Raw genomic sequence first — 16,828 nt, forward strand, 5'->3', positions numbered from 1 at the left:
TAATAACATTGTTATTACTTTTCAAATAAACAAGCACCATTTGTTTCAATGACTTTCTTATACCAATAAAATGATTTCTTAGGATAGCGTTTATATGTTCCATTTCCTAAATCATCACAATCTACATAAATGAAACCGTATCTCTTACTCATTTGTTTTGTTGATTCACTGACTATATCTATACATCCCCATGACGTGTATCCCAAACATTCTACACCATCAATTTCAATAGCATTGAGCATTTCTTTAAAATGCACATCAAAATAATTAATACGATATTGATCGTCAACAGTTCCATCAATTAGTTCATCTTTAGCTCCTAATCCATTTTCAACAATAAACAATGGTTTTCTATATCTGTCATATAAATCTACCATTGATATTCTCAGTCCGATTGGATCAATTTGCCAACCCCAATCACTCGCTGGTAAATATGGATTCTTAACTGCAGTTATTGTATTACCGACTGCTGTATCTAAACCTTCTACACTTTTTGCTGAACAAGATGACATATAATAACTAAAAGACACAAAGTCTACTGGATATTTCTTCATAATATTAAGATCATCTTTTTCCATCTGAATATTTAAGCCTTCATTTCTAAACTTTGCCAACAAATATGCTGGATATTCTCCAAACACTTGTGTATCACTATAACAATATGTGCTACGCATATCCTGTTGTGCTTGCAAGACATCTTCTGGTTTACATGTATATGGATAATATGTGAGTTTTGTTAACATACATCCCACCATTGATCCTGGTATTTTCTCATGACAGATCTTGGTTGCAAGAGCACTTGCTACAAATTGATGATGCATTGCTTGAAAAATAACTTCTGTAAAGTTTCTATCTGGGAATCTATCTTCTATAAGCCCTCCAGTTGTATATGGGTGTCTAATCATAGAGTCGACTTCATTAAATGTCAACCAGTATTTGACCTTGTTTTTATATCTTTCACAGATGACCTCTACATATCTGACAAACATATCAATCACTTCTCTTGATGCCCATCCATCATAATTGAGCGTGAGATGAATTGGCGGTTCATAATGAGACATTGTTACTAATGGCTCAATACCATATTTGATACATTCATCAAAAACATCATCATAGAATTTTAAACCTTCTTCATTAGGTTCAGTATCATCACCATGAGGAAAGATTCTAGACCAGGCAATTGACATACGATAAACCTTAAATCCCATTTCAGCAAACATTTTGATATCTTCTTTATAATGGTGATAACCATCAGATGCATGTCTTTTTGGATACAATGAATCATCAGTTGATTTTAAAGCATCTTCAATATCTTTTGAAGTTACTGCATTCTGTGCTTTATAATCCTGTACATCTACATCTAAGTGATGTCTTGCACAATCAGAGACACTCATCCCTTTTCCTCCTTCATTCCATCCACCTTCATATTGATTAGCAGCAGTAGCACCACCCCATAAAAATCCTTTTGGAAATTGTCTTGTCATAACATGACCTCCTTTATTTATCACTATTATACTTTATTTTTTATTATTTACTTGTCTTTGTCTTCATTTTGGAACAACTCTCCAAAATTAGAAACACATTGTATATAATTTTGGTATTCTCATTTCATTTTTTCATTTTGCCATTCAGCTCTTGCATTCATTAATTTTGAATAGACTTCTTCAATTGTATCCATATGATGTAACATTAACGAAGATATACAAATATCTAATACATATTGAACTGCTACTGTATATGTTGTGGTTTGTAATTCTAGCTGATTTCTACCATCCATGATTTGAATATTCTCATCTGTAATATTCGCTAATCTCATATCACTATTACAGGAAATAGAAAGGGTTTTAATACCGCTTTCTTTTAATCTTTTAGCTGCGTCTATGACCATAGGATTTTTACCTGTATGAGATAAGAGTATTCCTAAAGTAGGAATCTTTTGATATTCTAAATATTTAATATGTTCCCAATGTGAAGCATTATAAACAAAGCAGTCCTTATGTACGTTTTCAAATCGAAAAGCCATCATTTTTGCCAAATCATAATTAACACCATCTCCATATATTTCTATTCTTTTGGCTTGTTTCATTAAGTTTGTAATTCTGATAATCGTATTTCTTGATAACATACTTTTTGTATAATCCATAGTTTTTAAATAAACAAAAGGTAAAGTATTAATAATATCGTCTATGGATGATGATTCATCAAATGGCTTAGTTTTAACCATCTCTCTTTGTTTCATCATTTCTGGAAATTCTGAAGCATAGATAAATTTAAGATCAGCAAAACCTTTGACTTCTAGCTTTTTACATAATCGGATGACTGTAGATGATGAAGTATAACTGGCTTTAGCGAGTTCACTAACATTCATATCTAATAAATCTTTCGGATTGTCAAGAATATACTCAACGACTGCCTTTTCTTGAGATGTTAAATTCTTTAGTGCACACATTTTATCTATAATCATAACTCTCTTCTCCTTTGTTACAAGTATATCAAGTTTTTGTAATGATGTTTAAAATTTTAAGAAAATGAAAAAAGAAGCTGAGTAAAATCAGCCTCCTAATATTATCACATTAGCTCCACTAACTATGAAATCATTCTCTGTATGTATACTGGTTGTTCCTCCTCTGGTATATCAAATAAATCGAATGCTTCTTCTAGTGTATACCCTTTTTCAATGATCTTTTGTATCATCTCACTCTTCTCTTCTCTCCTCCCTCTGGCCTCGCCTTCAATAATACCCTCTTGAATACCCTCTTGCTTACCCTTTCTTTTAATCTCTTCCCAGATTTCACACATCTCTTTTCTCCCTCCTTCTGTCTCTTTAAAATAACTCACTCTTTTCCTTAAAAACTCATAATGCATATCACTTGTCTCACTACATAGAAAATCATGCATCAATCTCCCTAAGGCATTATCCTCCTGAATACTTGCATTGATATAGATGATCTCACTTCCATCATCAAATATCTGGTTATTCTCATCTATTGTTCTATGAACATGATAGATTGGTAACCCATATCCTAGGACATCCTCTTCTGTTATGAAGATGATAATCATATGAGGCAAGTCCTTCCATTCTTCTTTAGGATATGATGTACTGGCATCAATCAGACTTCCATGAAATCTTGCCCGTCTTGGATTGGCTCCAGTATAATCTCTTTGCACTTCAATATTGATATAATGATTTTCAGTTTTGACAAAGACATCAATACTGATAGACCTTCCAAGAATATTATTGATATCATACTGCACATGCCATTCAATGATTTCAATAGGCCTTTCTAAGATAATCTCAAGAAACTGAGTCAGACACTCCTTATCCTTGAAGACAATCCTCATGAAATCATCATCAATCACCTTGAGTCTGGAAATCGCATCCAGATATTCGGTATTCCTTTCACATACGAACACATCGTCAACCTCCTCTATTAAGATATAGAGAATCTTAAGCAGAGATAGTATCTATAAACAATATACCACAACAATTGCTTAAAGTAAACATCCAAAAAGATTCCCTTACTTATATATTCATCATTTCTTTGCTATTTTTCTTCTTTTTTAAGAAAATAAATTCACATGATAAATAATTATATAACAGTTAATAAAGAAGATAGCAAATTCAAGAAATATCATAGGTATAAATGAATTCAAAAAAGGACATGAGGAGAACACAAATAACCAAAAGTTTTGTACAAAAGAAAATAAAAAAAGAAACTTAACAAAATCAACTTTTAAAAGTTATTTTGCCATCGTTTCTTATTATTGCATAGAAATAAGAGCAAGCATATAGACAACACAAATCATTGTTTGACCAACACGTTCTGTTATGCAAAAGGGTGATTCCTTTTTCCAGATGCGGTAAAGAGCATAGGGAGGAAAAATAAGATTAAATAGGTATGTTAATACTTTATATTTTTCAAATGGTTTTATCGCATTTGGATCAGGTTTATTGAGTTGTTCTTTCATCTTCAAAATATTGATTTGTCTTGCAGTTAAACCTTCATATTTATTCTTTACTCTTTTTGACATAACATTTTTCCTCTATTCCTGAATTTGAACTTGTTTTTCTGCTTCACTTTTTGCCTGTTTATTGGTTGCAAATACAAATGGTAAATAAACAACTATAGAAATAACAATACAAATAGCTTGTGTAATGACAGCACCAATACTTCCTCCTGATCCAAGCCAAGCAATCAGCAATGGTGGTGTTGTCCATGGTACTGCATAAACCATTGTTCCACAAAAACCAATTGTTGTCATAACATAAGCAAATGATGCTGTGAGAATTGGTGTTAAAATAAATGGAATCATAAACATTGGGTTCAATACAATTGGTAAACCAAATGTCATTGTTTCATTAATATTAAATAAACCTGGTGCTAAAGATAACTTTGCAATAGCTTTATAATCATCACGCTTTGATGCAAATAATAAGGCAATAACCAAACCAATTGTAATACCAGCCCCACCCATTGTTGTAAAACAAGAAATAAATGTCTCATTTAAAATAAATTGTGGTGCTTGTCCGTTTTGAACCGCATCAGTATTAGAAACCACAGCTTCTAACATAGTCGCTTGATATACTGGTTTTAAAACTTGTGTTCCATGAATACCAATAACCCAGAATACACATGATAAACCAAATATTAATAAATATCCTGGCAGCCCAGTGAGAACACCACGTAATGGTGTTTGAATACAAGCACTAATCGCATTATATACAGAGATCCCAAATACAGTTTGGAATAATAAGCCAAAACCAGAAATCAGTAAGATTGTCACAACACCTGGAAATAAAACATTAAATGATTGTGATACATTTGTTGGAACTGTGTCAGGCATTTTAATACTCAACTTACCTGAATCAGCTAAACGACAATAGATCTCTATAGAAACCATTGCAACAATCATTCCAAGAAACAATCCTTGAGCATTAGTAAATTCTTTTGGGATAACATTAGCAACATTGATTAAATCATCCATACCTTCAACAGTGATATTTGTAAATGTATCACATAAACTGATATATGATGCTAATGCAATAATAGGAACAATAATTTCTTTATGTTTTAATTGTTTACCCAATTCAATTGCAATCAGAACTACAGTCCCAATTGTTAAAAAATTCAAAGTGGCATAATTGGCTGCTGTAAACATTCCTGTCAAGCCTTCTAACCAAGCCATTCCTGGCAGCTTCGCTAAAGAAATACCTGTTGTTGTCGTTGAACATACAACATTGGAAAATAGTGTACAGAATGCCCCAGTAATAATAATTGGAAGTAATGCAGTGAAAGCATTCTTAATTGCTGACATATGTCTTTGACTCGTAATCTTTGTAGCAACAATCAATAATTTTTCAGTAAGTCTATCACCTAAACTCATAAATACTCTCCTCTCGTTTGTTAACGTGAGTTTATTGTAAGGGTTTTCAAAGGGTTTTTGTATGTCTTTTTTCTTTTTTGGAATTAAGATGTCAAATTATGTTGATTATCACTTTGTTTATTGAAATTCCGTTCCAAAAACATTAAAATATTTTCATTTAATGAAAAAAGAAGCTAAGCTTCTTCTGTTATTATATTTAACTTTTCTTTGACTTCTTGATCAGTTAATCCATCGCATGATTTCATTAAATCAATTTCTTTTTCAAAATCTTTCTGATTCTTACTATTAAAATCAGAATTCTTTATTGTTTTGATATCTCCTGAAGTTTCTGAAAATTGATCATTTGTATAATAAGTAATTTCTTCTTGTGATATATAACCATCCTTATTAATAACTATTTGACTGATTGCATATCGTGTTTCTGTTTCTTCAATACCACCACCAGTTATTTCAGTCATCTTTAATTTTATAGTCAAAACAATTTGATTATCTTCATCTTTTCTCTCTACATTATAGACTTCATAATTCTTATCATTTAAATAATCAACATGTATTTTTTCTACAATATGAGAATAATCGTTCATGATATCATATTTATATGTATTATCATCACCTAAATAAAGTGAATGAAAATTATTTCCTTGCGTTATTGTATAAGATAATGTATTATATGCACCTTCTTCAAATACAGATTTAGAAACAAAACATAAATGATTATCTATTTTATAGATTTCATTATTCACAATATTTCCATTTTCATCAATATCACTTTTTACATAAGAAACATCATTATTCATCTTCTTTATAACTTCGCCTAGTGTTGCTTTACCATCCAAATTTTCATAAAGACCTTTTTGTGTTGATGAACCAGATGGTTTATCTGAACTCCCACACCCAACTAACATCACAGCGCACAAACATGCTATTATTCGCTTCAATTTCATATTTGTCCCTCCACTTATACTCATATAGTATACATTTTGGAAATTAATGTCAACAAAACAATTCTTAAGATTTTCTTAATATATAACCTACCTACATTTTTCTATTAGCAATCTCTACTTTCATTGTCCGTCCTTTAATAAGTGTATTGTTGAGTCTTTGAGCAACACTCTTACCTTTACCATTTAAAATATCTACATAACTACACATATCCTGAACTTGGATAATTCCAATATCATCACCATTAACATCTTCAAGAGCACAGATAGCTCCTACCAAATTTCCTGCTGCTATCTTTTTTCTTTTACCTACACTAAAATAAAGTCTCATAATATCTTCCTGTAAAACTTTATTTTTCTTTTCCTTTTGAACAACCATCTTTTTTAGTTCATTTAATGATTGACAATTAACAACCGTATTAAAAATAGATTCATTATCCTTTATATCAAATGATGTCTCTGTATAGTCTTCAATACACATACGACGTTTATAATCATCTTTACTCAATAATGAAATAGCAATTCCTGCTTTCCCAATCCTTGCTGTTCTGCCAATTCTATGAATATAATTTTGAGCTTCCCTAGGTAAATCATAATTTATAACATGAGAAATATTTTCAATATCAATTCCTCTTGCTGCTACATCAGTTGCAACTAAAAATTGAACTTTCCCTAAACGAAAATCATTCATATTTTCAAGACGATCAGTTTGTAACATACCTCCATGTATTTTATGCACAGATATACCATTTTTATATAACATATCATAAACTTCATTAACTCTTTCTTGTGTTTCACAAAAAATAATAGCACTTGAAGGCTTTTCATGAACAATCAGCTTTAAAAGAAAACCTGCTTTTTCATATGACATGACTTCATATGCATATGTTTCTATCTTTTGATTAATGACTTGAGATTGCTTTATATTGACCTGTACTGGATTTTTCATAAATTTTGCTGCGAGTTTTTTAATCTCTTCTGGTAAGGTTGCTGAAAAAAGACAAGTTGTTCTTTTGACTGGTAATTTTTCAATAATTTTTTCAACAGTTTCAATAAAACCCATATTTAGCATTTCATCCGCTTCATCTAAAACTAGATATTTTAAATGACTTGCATCAAATGTTCCTCTCTGTAAATGATCTAATATACGACCTGGTGTCGCTACAACAACATGTGTTTTTTGTTTTAAATCTTGTGTTTGAAACTTATATGGCTGTTTCCCAAAAATAGCTAAAGTCTTTATTTTTTTATAAGTGCCAATATTATCAAAATCTTCTTTTACCTGTATAGCAAGCTCTCTTGTTGGTGTTAATACCAGTACTTGTGGTTTATTCTCTTCCCAAACAACTGAATCTAAAAGCGGAATTGCAAAAGCTGCTGTCTTCCCACTTCCTGTCTTTGCTTTGACAATGACATCACGTTCTTGTTTTAACTCTGGGATGACTGCAGACTGGACTTCTGTTGCTTCACTATATCCTAACTTTTCAAGTGCATCTTGTATTCTTCCATCAATATTCAATTCTTTAAATTTCATAATTACCCTCGTTTCTACTTCCCTAGTATCCATGAATTCATCCAAACTTGCAAGAACTATTTAAAAATAAAGAAAAACTCATAACAAAAGTTATGAGTCCGAATCTTTATATTAATCTAATGCAGCAATCATAGCTTTATAAGAATCTTCTACTAAAGAAGCTCCACCAACCAATGCTCCATCAATGTCAGGTTGTTCTAATAATTCTTTTAATCCTTCAGGTTTCACAGATCCACCATATTGAATTCTTACTTTATCAGCAACTTCTTGACCATATAATTCAGCAACAACGCTTCTAATATATGCACAAACATCTTGTGCAATTTCATTCGTTGCAGTTTTACCTGTACCAATAGCCCATACTGGTTCATAAGCAATAACAACTCTTCCAGCACAGTTTGGACATACATCTTTGAAAGCAGCAACTGTTTGTGTCTTGACAACATCTTTAGTTGTTCCAGCTTCATATTCTTCCAATGTTTCACCAACACATACGATTGGAGTCATATCATTGTGTAAAACTTGTAACATTTTTGCATTGACTGTTTCATCAGTTTCACCAAAATATTGTCTTCTTTCAGAATGTCCTAAGATAACCCATTCAATTCCGATTTCTTTCAACATTTCAACACTGATTTCACCAGTATAAGCACCACTATCTTTAAAGTGACAGTTTTCAGCTGCAATAATTAAATTTTTTGCACCTTCTTTAGCAGCTTGTAAAGCTAAATATGGAGTAGCAATTCCCCAATCAGCATTATCATTACAAGCACTATCAACTGCAGCAACAAACGCTTTTGTATCTGCAATTGTTTTATTCATTTTCCAGTTTCCTACGATAATTGGTTTTCTCATTTTCATTCTCCCTAATTATTTATCATCAATAGCAGCAATACCAGGTAAAACTTTACCTTCCATGTATTCTAATGAAGCTCCTCCACCTGTAGAAATGTGAGAAACTTTATCTGCATATCCTAATTGCATAACAGCAGCAGCACTATCTCCACCACCAATAATTGTATTGGCATCATCTAAATTAGCTAATGCTTCACATACAGCAATTGTTCCTTTTGCAAATGGTTCCATTTCAAATACACCCATTGGTCCATTCCAGATAACTGTTTTTGCACCTGCTAAAGCATTTTTGATGTTTTCAACAGATTTAGGTCCAATGTCTAATCCCATATATCCTTCAGGTACATCTTCACCACAAACTTTGATATCACCTGTCTCTGCAAACGCATTATTGATAACAGAATCAACAGGTAAGATTAATTTATCTCCACCTTTAGCAATAATTTCTTTAGCAACTTCAATACGATCTTCTTCAACTAAAGAATTACCAATGTTATGTCCCATTGCTTTCATGAAAGTATAAGTCATACCTCCACCAACAATAACTTTGTCAGCAATCTTTAATAAGTTTTCAATAACTAAAATTTTATCAGAAACTTTAGCTCCACCTAAGATCGCTACCATAGGTCTTTCTGGATTACTTACAGCTTTTCCAATATATGCGATTTCTTTTTCTACTAAGAAACCAGCTGCTGATGGTAAGTGAGCAGGAATTCCCGCTGTAGAAGCATGAGCTCTATGTACAGAACCAAATGCATCTTCAACAAATACATCACCTAAAGATGCCCAGTATTTTCCAAGTTCTGGATCATTTTTACTTTCACCAGCTTCATAACGTGTATTTTGTACTAAAATAACTTGACCATTATTAGCTTCTTTCACTGCATTTTCAAGTTCAGCTCCTCTAGTACAATTAACGAATTTAACATCAACTCCTAATAATTCAGATAATCTAGGAGCAACAACAGCTAAATCATTTTTAGCTTTGTCTTCTTCAGTTTTTACTTTCCCTAAATGAGAAAATAATACAATTGCTTTTGGTCCTTCTGCTAATAAATATTTTAGAGTTGGTAAAGCAGCAACAATTCTGTTGTCGTTTGTAATTTCTCCTGTTTCTTTGTTTCTAGGTACATTGAAGTCAACACGAACTAAGACAGTTTTTCCAGCAACTTCAATATCTTTAATTGTTTTTTTATCCATTTTTCACATTCCTCCATGGTTGAATTATAACACTCTTACTGACGATTTTCAATCGCTTTCTTTGCTTATGTGAAGCATTTATCAAGGCTTTCTCTTATCTTTCATTATATCGCTATTTTTCGCATTTTCATATGAAGAAAAACGTTATGTTTTGTCTTTACATAACGTTTCCATTCTATCCATTTTCATGAATAGAATTGATAATATATTGATTCACTTCTTCTTCAGGAATTTGTAATAATATAGAAATCTCACTATTTAAAAAGTGTTCTGCCTGTATTCGATACGCTCTTTCAAAAGAATATGCTTTCTTCATTTTCTCTCTTACATAAACACTTTTAATAACTTTTACCCATTCAAGTTCATCATATTTCATCATTGCCTCTTGATAGAGTTCTTCTAAAACTTTCTTTTGAGGAGCATAAACTGTTCTTATAAATTCTATTCTCTCTAAAATATCTTTAATAGTTTCTAAAGAACAAATCTTTCTGATAATATGATGGTGATTTATATTTTTGATTTCCTGACTTATATAATCTTCTATAATGACTTGATTGTTCTCTACTTCTATAACTCTAGCAATACCATCTTGATAAACAATATAATCATTTTGATCATACATACATCTATACCTCATTAACTTCAAATTGATCACAAATAAAAGAAACAACATCTTCTTGTTCAATATCTAATACATAAGCAAATTCGTCATATAGAACTTTTTCTGCATCCTTAAAAAATTTATCATCAGCAGCATGAATTTTTTTACCATCTTTCTTTAACTCCTGTTGATATAAATAGAGTGTTCGAATCATTTTCATCAATTCTTTACGATTACCACTTTTTATAATCTCACGATATTTTTCTTTTCGCTGATTATCATTTTCAATCCAGCAATAGTCTTCATTAGGAAGTGTTCGAATTAATTCATGAATATCTTCAACCGAAAGAATTCTCTTGATCTTAGATACCAATTCTTCATTATCAATAGGTATATATACAATTGAATGTTCATTATATACAGGCTTTAATACATAATATTCAACAACCTTATTTGCAAATGAGCGCTTTGTTAAATCAGTTATCTTACATACGCCTTCATTCCCATATACCACCATATCGTTAATCTTATACATTCATCATCCTCCTTATAATAAAACAACGCATTACCTGCACCAACTGGATTTACGTTTGGGCAAACAACGCGTTGAGTTTCTTACATTATATCATACTTTTTTAAATAATGTCAGAAAGAAAATTCGTAAAATTCTGATTATCTTCGATATGCTTTGATAGGTTCTTTACGATTCGACAATAACTTATAAAGCGAAAGAAGAATACTGCAGATCCCAATGACACCAATTAAACAAGCTAAAATAAATTGCAATTCTCTAAAAATATCAAATACATGTAATATCCATAAACTAAACAATATCGATATAATAAGTATAGTCATCATCAGTTGTATCATTATTAATTTCTTTTTTTTCATCATCTCTATCACCTGTAGCCATAATAACATATTTATATGGAGTTTCTATGAAGAGTCAACTATTATTATAAATCACATATTTCAAAATAATGAATACTTTAAATTAGGTGATTCTATGAATAATGCTATTGAACCAGAAATGATTTATCAACTTGTAAATCAAGATTATACTTTTATTGATATAAGAGATCCACACCAATACAATCAACTGCATATTAAAAACTTTCTAAATATTCAACCTGATCAACTATTAAGAGATATCTTAACTTTTTCCAAATCAAAACCAATTGTTTTGATTTGTTATAGTGGAAAAAGAACTGAGGAACTCTCTCGTCAATTATCCCAATTAGGATTTCAAGCCTATTATATATCAGGAGGATTTCAAGCCTTTTTAAATGTGCAAAATGATATGTATTTTTAAAAGCCATCATAGATTGATGGCTTTTAGATTATGACTTTGACAATTGATAGAATGCCTCTAACCCTGCAAATTGACCTTGGGCTGACAATTCATCTTCAATTCTTAATAATTGATTGTATTTTGCAATACGATCTGTTCTTGAAGCAGAACCAGTTTTGATTTGTCCAGCGTTTGTAGCAACTGCAATATCAGCAATTGTTGTATCTTCTGTTTCACCAGAACGATGTGAAATAACTGCTGTATAATTAGCTTTTTGAGCCATTTCAATAGCTTCTAATGTTTCAGTTAATGTTCCAATCTGATTCACTTTAATTAAGATTGAATTCGCAACACCTCTTTCAATACCTTGTTGTAATCTTTTTGTATTTGTGACAAAGAAATCATCACCAACAAGTTGAACTTTACCACCTAACTTCTCAGTTAGATAATCCCATCCTTCCCAGTCATCTTGATCCAATCCATCTTCTATTGAAATAATTGGATACTTTTCACATAACTCAACATAGAAATCAACAAGTTCTTTTGATGTAAAAGATTTGTTGTTTTCACCAGGTAATGTATACATACCATCTTTATAGAATTCTGAACTGGCTACGTCCATTGCTAATTTCACATCAGTACCTGGTTGATATCCAGCTTTTTCAATAGCTTCTAGAATTGTTTGAATTGCTTCTTCATTAGATGCTAAATTCGGTGCAAAACCACCTTCATCACCAACTGCTGTATTTAATCCTTTAGCCTTCAAGACCTTCTTTAAAGCATGGAAAATTTCTGCTCCCATTCGAATTGTCTCTTTAAATGAACCTGCACTTACTGGCATAATCATAAATTCTTGGAAATCTACATTATTATCTGCATGTGCACCACCATTTATAATATTCATCATTGGTGTTGGTAAAACATGGGCATTAGCTCCACCAATATATTTATACAATGGGACATTTAAACTATCTGCTGCACATCTTGCAACTGCTAATGAAACACCAAGAATTGCATTTGCTCCTAATTTTCCTTTATTTGCAGTCCCGTCTAAGGCAATCATTGCTTCATCAATTTCTCTTTGGGCAGTGACATCTCTACCTACAATTTCTTTCGCAATAATTTCATTAACATTATCAACTGCTTTTGATACTCCTAACCCCAAATATCTATTTTGGTCTCCATCTCTTAATTCCACTGCTTCATGAACACCTGTAGATGCACCACTAGGGACAATGGCTCTACCAAATGCTCCATATTCACTGCTAACTTCAACTTCGACTGTTGGATTCCCACGAGAATCTAACACTTCTCTTGCATAGATACGACTAATTTTATCCATCTTTCGTCCTCCTTAAATAGAGTTCCTACCCTATGTGGTTGGCATAGGATAGAAAATCATTTATACACACAAAGTTAGTCTTCGCTAACCATATATAGAATAACACATCATTATTTTTTATGCAACATTTATGCATAAAAAGAAATGCCAAAAAAACTTTTTCAAATAATCGAAGTGAAAATTAACTCATTTATTGTCAAAATTGAGAAAACCATATGTTTTTTTAGCAGATCTTTTTCTTGTTTTTATAAAAAAGCACCTATCAATTTGTGATAAAGTGCTCTTTCCATATTATCGATTGACTGAAGATGCAATCTTATGATATGTCCAACGTTTACCTCTAATAGCAATAGATAATGTCATAATATTTTCTGGTAAAGCCATACCACACCATCCCGCATCACCAATATGTTGAATATCAATACCACATCGCTTATTCATTAATGCAATCTCTCTAATGGTTGCTTCATCACTACCTTCTTGAGATGTTCCAATTGCACTTAATGATAATGCACCTTTAGATTTAATGAATTGACAAGCTGTATGTAATTCTTTTTCAGTTAAACCAGGGACTGTATTCACAGCTGGCATTAAGATAATATCTGCTCCCGCTTCAATAAATCCTTCAATACTTTTCAAATCAACCAATGCTTCATCAATTCCAGAAGAATGCATTTTTCCAGCAATAATGAGACCACCAAAATATTCTTTTGCTAATAATATTGCTTTTTCGATAGATGCATGACTTACTCCAGTTCCAGGATTACCTGTTAAACAAATAAAGTCAAAACCAAGTTCTTTTGCTTTTATGAATGTCTCTTTTGTTGCATGACGTCCACTAGATATTTCATATCTATCTTCCATCATAGTAGCATCATTATCAATTGGTTCTAGATTACAACCTACAGGTCTTCCTATTAGTTTTTTTAATAACTGAACAGGTTGCTCTGTTTCTGGCAAACCCATAATTGTAGGATGATTGCAGTCAAAGACATTCAATAAGACCATATCACTTCCAAAAGAAACAGCCAATTCAGCATTTGTTAAATCTCCTAATAAAGGTGGAATTGCGCAGACTGTTTCAGTCATCACAGTTCTTCCTTCACATGCAAGAATAGATTGTTTTAATTCATCCTTGTTCATACTTAACATTTCACTTGTTGTACAATTTAATAATCTTTTCATAATCAAACCTCCATTTCTATTTTCTATTATACTCTTTTTTTCCTCATATGAAAGAAAACTGAATGATTTTCATCTTTCAGCTATATCTTTATCAAGATAACGATTTATAAAGTATGAGATGATTGTTGATAAGATAATACCACCTATCACAATGATAGAAATATACTGGAATAATCCCCATGTCATTGGCGCAAGTTGTAACCAATCCCAGAACAAACGAGTTGCAATAATAAATCCAATGACATCAATAATCAATACAAAACCTCTGTACCAGTTTACTGGACTATAAATACGATAAATCAAGTGGATAGCAATCATTGCAGTTGAGAAATAAAGAATTGTAAACAATTCATTTAAATTTAATCCTAATTGATCAGAAAAGATACTCATACAAATAACACTCAAAACAACTGCCATCGCATTTGGAACAGAATAACGTAAAGTATGACGTGCAATTGATTCTTTTTGTTTACTAATATTCTTTTCAAACAAAATCATAAATGATGGAAAACCTTCTACAAAGTTATCTAATAAAGTCATTTGAAAAGGAATAAATGGATAAGGCATATTCAATAAAACCATTGCTATGGCAATCAAAATTGTATAAATGGTTTTTAAATAGTACATAGAAGCAGAACGCTCCACATTATTAGTATCTAAACGTCCTTCTTTGACAACATCGACCATTGTAGATAATTCACCATTAATGACTACAAATTGAGATATTTGTTTAGCAGCATCTGACCCCGATCCCATTGCAATAGAAACATCTGCATCTTTCAATGCCAAGACATCATTCACTCCATCACCAGTCATCGCAACTTTTAATTTATGGCTTTGAAGCGCTAATATCATTTTGTGTTTTTGATGAGGCGTTGCTCGACCAATAACATTATAATTCATAATAGCATTTTCAATATCTTCATCTGTTTGTAATGTTGTTGCATCCAGATAATGGCTTGAATTTTCGACACCAGCTTGAGCTGCCAACGCACTCACAGTCACTGGATTATCACCTGAAATCACTTTAATAAGAACATCATTTTCTCTAAAGAAATCAATTGTTTCTTTAGCATCTGCTCTTAATGGATCAAGAATCACAATTGCTGCCATAGGTATTGCGTTTTTCAAATCATCTTGAAATGTTTCAAAATCAGGATGATGAGCAACAAGGAGAACACGTGCACCTTTTTGTTTTGCCACCTCAACACTTTGTGGCATTACCAAATCAGGTATAATAAATTCTGGAGCCCCTACAATTATTGTTCCTACGTTCTCTAAGAAAGAAGCACTCCATTTTCTAGCTGAAGAAAAAGAGACTCTATCCTTGGTGTCATATTTTGTATTTCCTTGGAAATATTTCGACAATGTTTGAAATGTTGCATTGTTATCAAGACTACCACTAACAAATGAAGACATAACATCATTAATATCATAAGGTAATTTATGGTCAAATAAAATGAGATCTTGAACTTCCATTTTTCCTTGTGTTAATGTCCCTGTTTTATCCAAGCATAATACATCAGCATGAGATAATGTTTCAATACTGAACATTTCTTGAACAAGAACCTCTTTTTTCCCTAATCGAACAATACTAGCAGCCATTGAAACACTTGTTAATAATACCAATCCTTTTGGCAACATCCCAAGCAATGCTGTAGAAGTATTAACTATAGCCATTGTCATTGACTCATCACGCACAATTAATGCTTGATATAACATCAATATACTCAATGGTAAAACAAGAAAACTTGTAAACTTTGTGACTTTATTAAAAAATGTCACAAGTTCAGAAATCACTGGTTTACGGTTTCTTGCTTCATTAGCAATCTTTGTTGCATAGTTATCTATTCCGACATGCTCTACTTCAGCATGACAAGCACCTGAAACAATAAAGCTCCCTGACAAAAGATGATCTCCAACTCTTTTTAAAACAGGATCAACTTCACCAGTAAGTAATGACTCATCAACCTCTACTGCTGTATCTAAAACTATAGAATCAGCAGATATTTGATTTCCTGTTTCTAAATAAATAACATCGCTAAGAACTATTTCTTCATTATCTATTTCTTGAATTTGGTCATCTCTTAAAACTTTTGTCTTTGGTGAGATAATTAAATTAAGTTTGGCTACCATATTTCTTGATCTTATTTCCTGATAAATTCTAATGACTGTATTAGAAGTTACAATAACGACAAAAAATAAACTAGACCATGCTTGAACCATAATTAAAGCAACAGCTATTACAAAATTGTATGCATTAAATAAATTAAAAACATGTTCAATGACAATTTGACGATAACTCTTTACGAGTGGCTTAGGAGATATATTCATATGTCCTAATTTCATTTCATTTTGAACTTGTTCATTTGTTAATCCTTTGACTTTTCTCACACTTACACCTACTTTTGTTTTCTATCATAACATATTTCTTTCAAAACTCATAATTATTCACATAAACTTTACATTATATTATCATATTGTTATAGATAAT

The 16,828-nt window shown here is 31.6% G+C and carries 16 protein-coding genes; 1 reads left to right on the forward strand and 15 read right to left on the reverse strand.

Going from position 1 to position 16,828, the window contains the following annotated elements; all coding sequences use genetic code 11:
* Nucleotides 1–14 precede the first annotated feature (14 nt).
* The 12 genes from GQF29_RS05140 to GQF29_RS05195 form a co-directional block, all read right to left on the reverse strand.
* Nucleotides 15–1,484, reverse strand: coding sequence for a glycoside hydrolase family 1 protein (locus tag GQF29_RS05140; protein WP_008790058.1), 1,470 nt, complete (start codon nucleotides 1,482–1,484; stop codon nucleotides 15–17).
* Nucleotides 1,485–1,603: 119 nt separating this feature from the next.
* Nucleotides 1,604–2,464 carry a MurR/RpiR family transcriptional regulator gene (locus GQF29_RS05145; protein ID WP_008790059.1) on the reverse strand — a complete coding sequence of 287 codons (861 nt, stop codon included), beginning with the start codon at nucleotides 2,462–2,464 and terminating at the stop codon, nucleotides 1,604–1,606.
* A 122-nt stretch (nucleotides 2,465–2,586) separates the two neighbouring features.
* Entirely contained in the window at nucleotides 2,587–3,414 is an 828-nt protein-coding gene (locus tag GQF29_RS05150; protein ID WP_160340742.1) for a PD-(D/E)XK nuclease family transposase, read from the reverse strand.
* A 348-nt stretch (nucleotides 3,415–3,762) separates the two neighbouring features.
* A complete protein-coding gene (locus GQF29_RS05155; RefSeq protein ID WP_008790061.1) occupies nucleotides 3,763–4,032 on the reverse strand; it encodes a hypothetical protein in 270 nt (89 codons plus the stop codon).
* 12 nt (nucleotides 4,033–4,044) lie between these two features.
* Nucleotides 4,045–5,385, reverse strand: a complete 1,341-nt coding sequence (locus GQF29_RS05160; protein ID WP_008790062.1) for a PTS sugar transporter subunit IIC — start codon at nucleotides 5,383–5,385, stop codon at nucleotides 4,045–4,047.
* Nucleotides 5,386–5,558: 173 nt separating this feature from the next.
* On the reverse strand, nucleotides 5,559–6,329 hold the full coding sequence (locus GQF29_RS05165) for a hypothetical protein (RefSeq protein ID WP_008790063.1): 771 nt from the start codon (nucleotides 6,327–6,329) through the stop codon (nucleotides 5,559–5,561).
* A 91-nt stretch (nucleotides 6,330–6,420) separates the two neighbouring features.
* A complete protein-coding gene (locus GQF29_RS05170; RefSeq protein ID WP_008790064.1) occupies nucleotides 6,421–7,860 on the reverse strand; it encodes a DEAD/DEAH box helicase in 1,440 nt (479 codons plus the stop codon).
* 111 nt (nucleotides 7,861–7,971) lie between these two features.
* Nucleotides 7,972–8,715, reverse strand: coding sequence for a triose-phosphate isomerase (gene tpiA, locus GQF29_RS05175; RefSeq protein WP_008790065.1), 744 nt, complete (start codon nucleotides 8,713–8,715; stop codon nucleotides 7,972–7,974).
* Between the two features lie 15 nt (nucleotides 8,716–8,730).
* Nucleotides 8,731–9,915 carry a phosphoglycerate kinase gene (locus tag GQF29_RS05180; protein WP_008790066.1) on the reverse strand — a complete coding sequence of 395 codons (1,185 nt, stop codon included), beginning with the start codon at nucleotides 9,913–9,915 and terminating at the stop codon, nucleotides 8,731–8,733.
* Nucleotides 9,916–10,090: 175 nt separating this feature from the next.
* Nucleotides 10,091–10,537, reverse strand: a complete 447-nt coding sequence (locus GQF29_RS05185) for a hypothetical protein (protein ID WP_008790067.1) — start codon at nucleotides 10,535–10,537, stop codon at nucleotides 10,091–10,093.
* Nucleotides 10,538–10,541: 4 nt separating this feature from the next.
* Entirely contained in the window at nucleotides 10,542–11,051 is a 510-nt protein-coding gene (locus GQF29_RS05190) for a CarD family transcriptional regulator (protein ID WP_008790068.1), read from the reverse strand.
* Between the two features lie 137 nt (nucleotides 11,052–11,188).
* Complete coding sequence (locus tag GQF29_RS05195) at nucleotides 11,189–11,407, reverse strand: hypothetical protein (RefSeq protein WP_017144094.1); 219 nt, start codon at nucleotides 11,405–11,407, stop codon at nucleotides 11,189–11,191.
* A 115-nt stretch (nucleotides 11,408–11,522) separates the two neighbouring features.
* Here GQF29_RS05195 and GQF29_RS05200 point away from each other — a divergent pair, with 115 nt between their 5' ends.
* Entirely contained in the window at nucleotides 11,523–11,828 is a 306-nt protein-coding gene (locus GQF29_RS05200) for a rhodanese-like domain-containing protein (protein WP_008790069.1), read from the forward strand.
* A 28-nt stretch (nucleotides 11,829–11,856) separates the two neighbouring features.
* Here the strand turns inward: GQF29_RS05200 and eno are convergent, their stop codons facing one another.
* The 3 genes from eno to GQF29_RS05215 all read right to left on the reverse strand — a co-directional run bounded on the left by eno (nucleotide 11,857) and on the right by GQF29_RS05215 (nucleotide 16,728).
* Nucleotides 11,857–13,149 (reverse strand): phosphopyruvate hydratase, encoded by a 1,293-nt coding sequence (gene eno / locus GQF29_RS05205; protein WP_008790070.1) that lies wholly within the window; start codon nucleotides 13,147–13,149, stop codon nucleotides 11,857–11,859.
* 291 nt (nucleotides 13,150–13,440) lie between these two features.
* Entirely contained in the window at nucleotides 13,441–14,334 is an 894-nt protein-coding gene (locus tag GQF29_RS05210; RefSeq protein WP_054689206.1) for a DUF7916 family protein, read from the reverse strand.
* Nucleotides 14,335–14,403: 69 nt separating this feature from the next.
* On the reverse strand, nucleotides 14,404–16,728 hold the full coding sequence (locus tag GQF29_RS05215) for an HAD-IC family P-type ATPase (RefSeq protein ID WP_117599064.1): 2,325 nt from the start codon (nucleotides 16,726–16,728) through the stop codon (nucleotides 14,404–14,406).
* Between the last annotated feature and the right edge of the window lie 100 nt (nucleotides 16,729–16,828).

Source organism: Coprobacillus cateniformis (assembly GCF_009767585.1).
In the GTDB taxonomy this organism is placed as follows: Bacteria; Bacillota_I; Bacilli_A; order Erysipelotrichales; family Coprobacillaceae; genus Coprobacillus; species Coprobacillus cateniformis.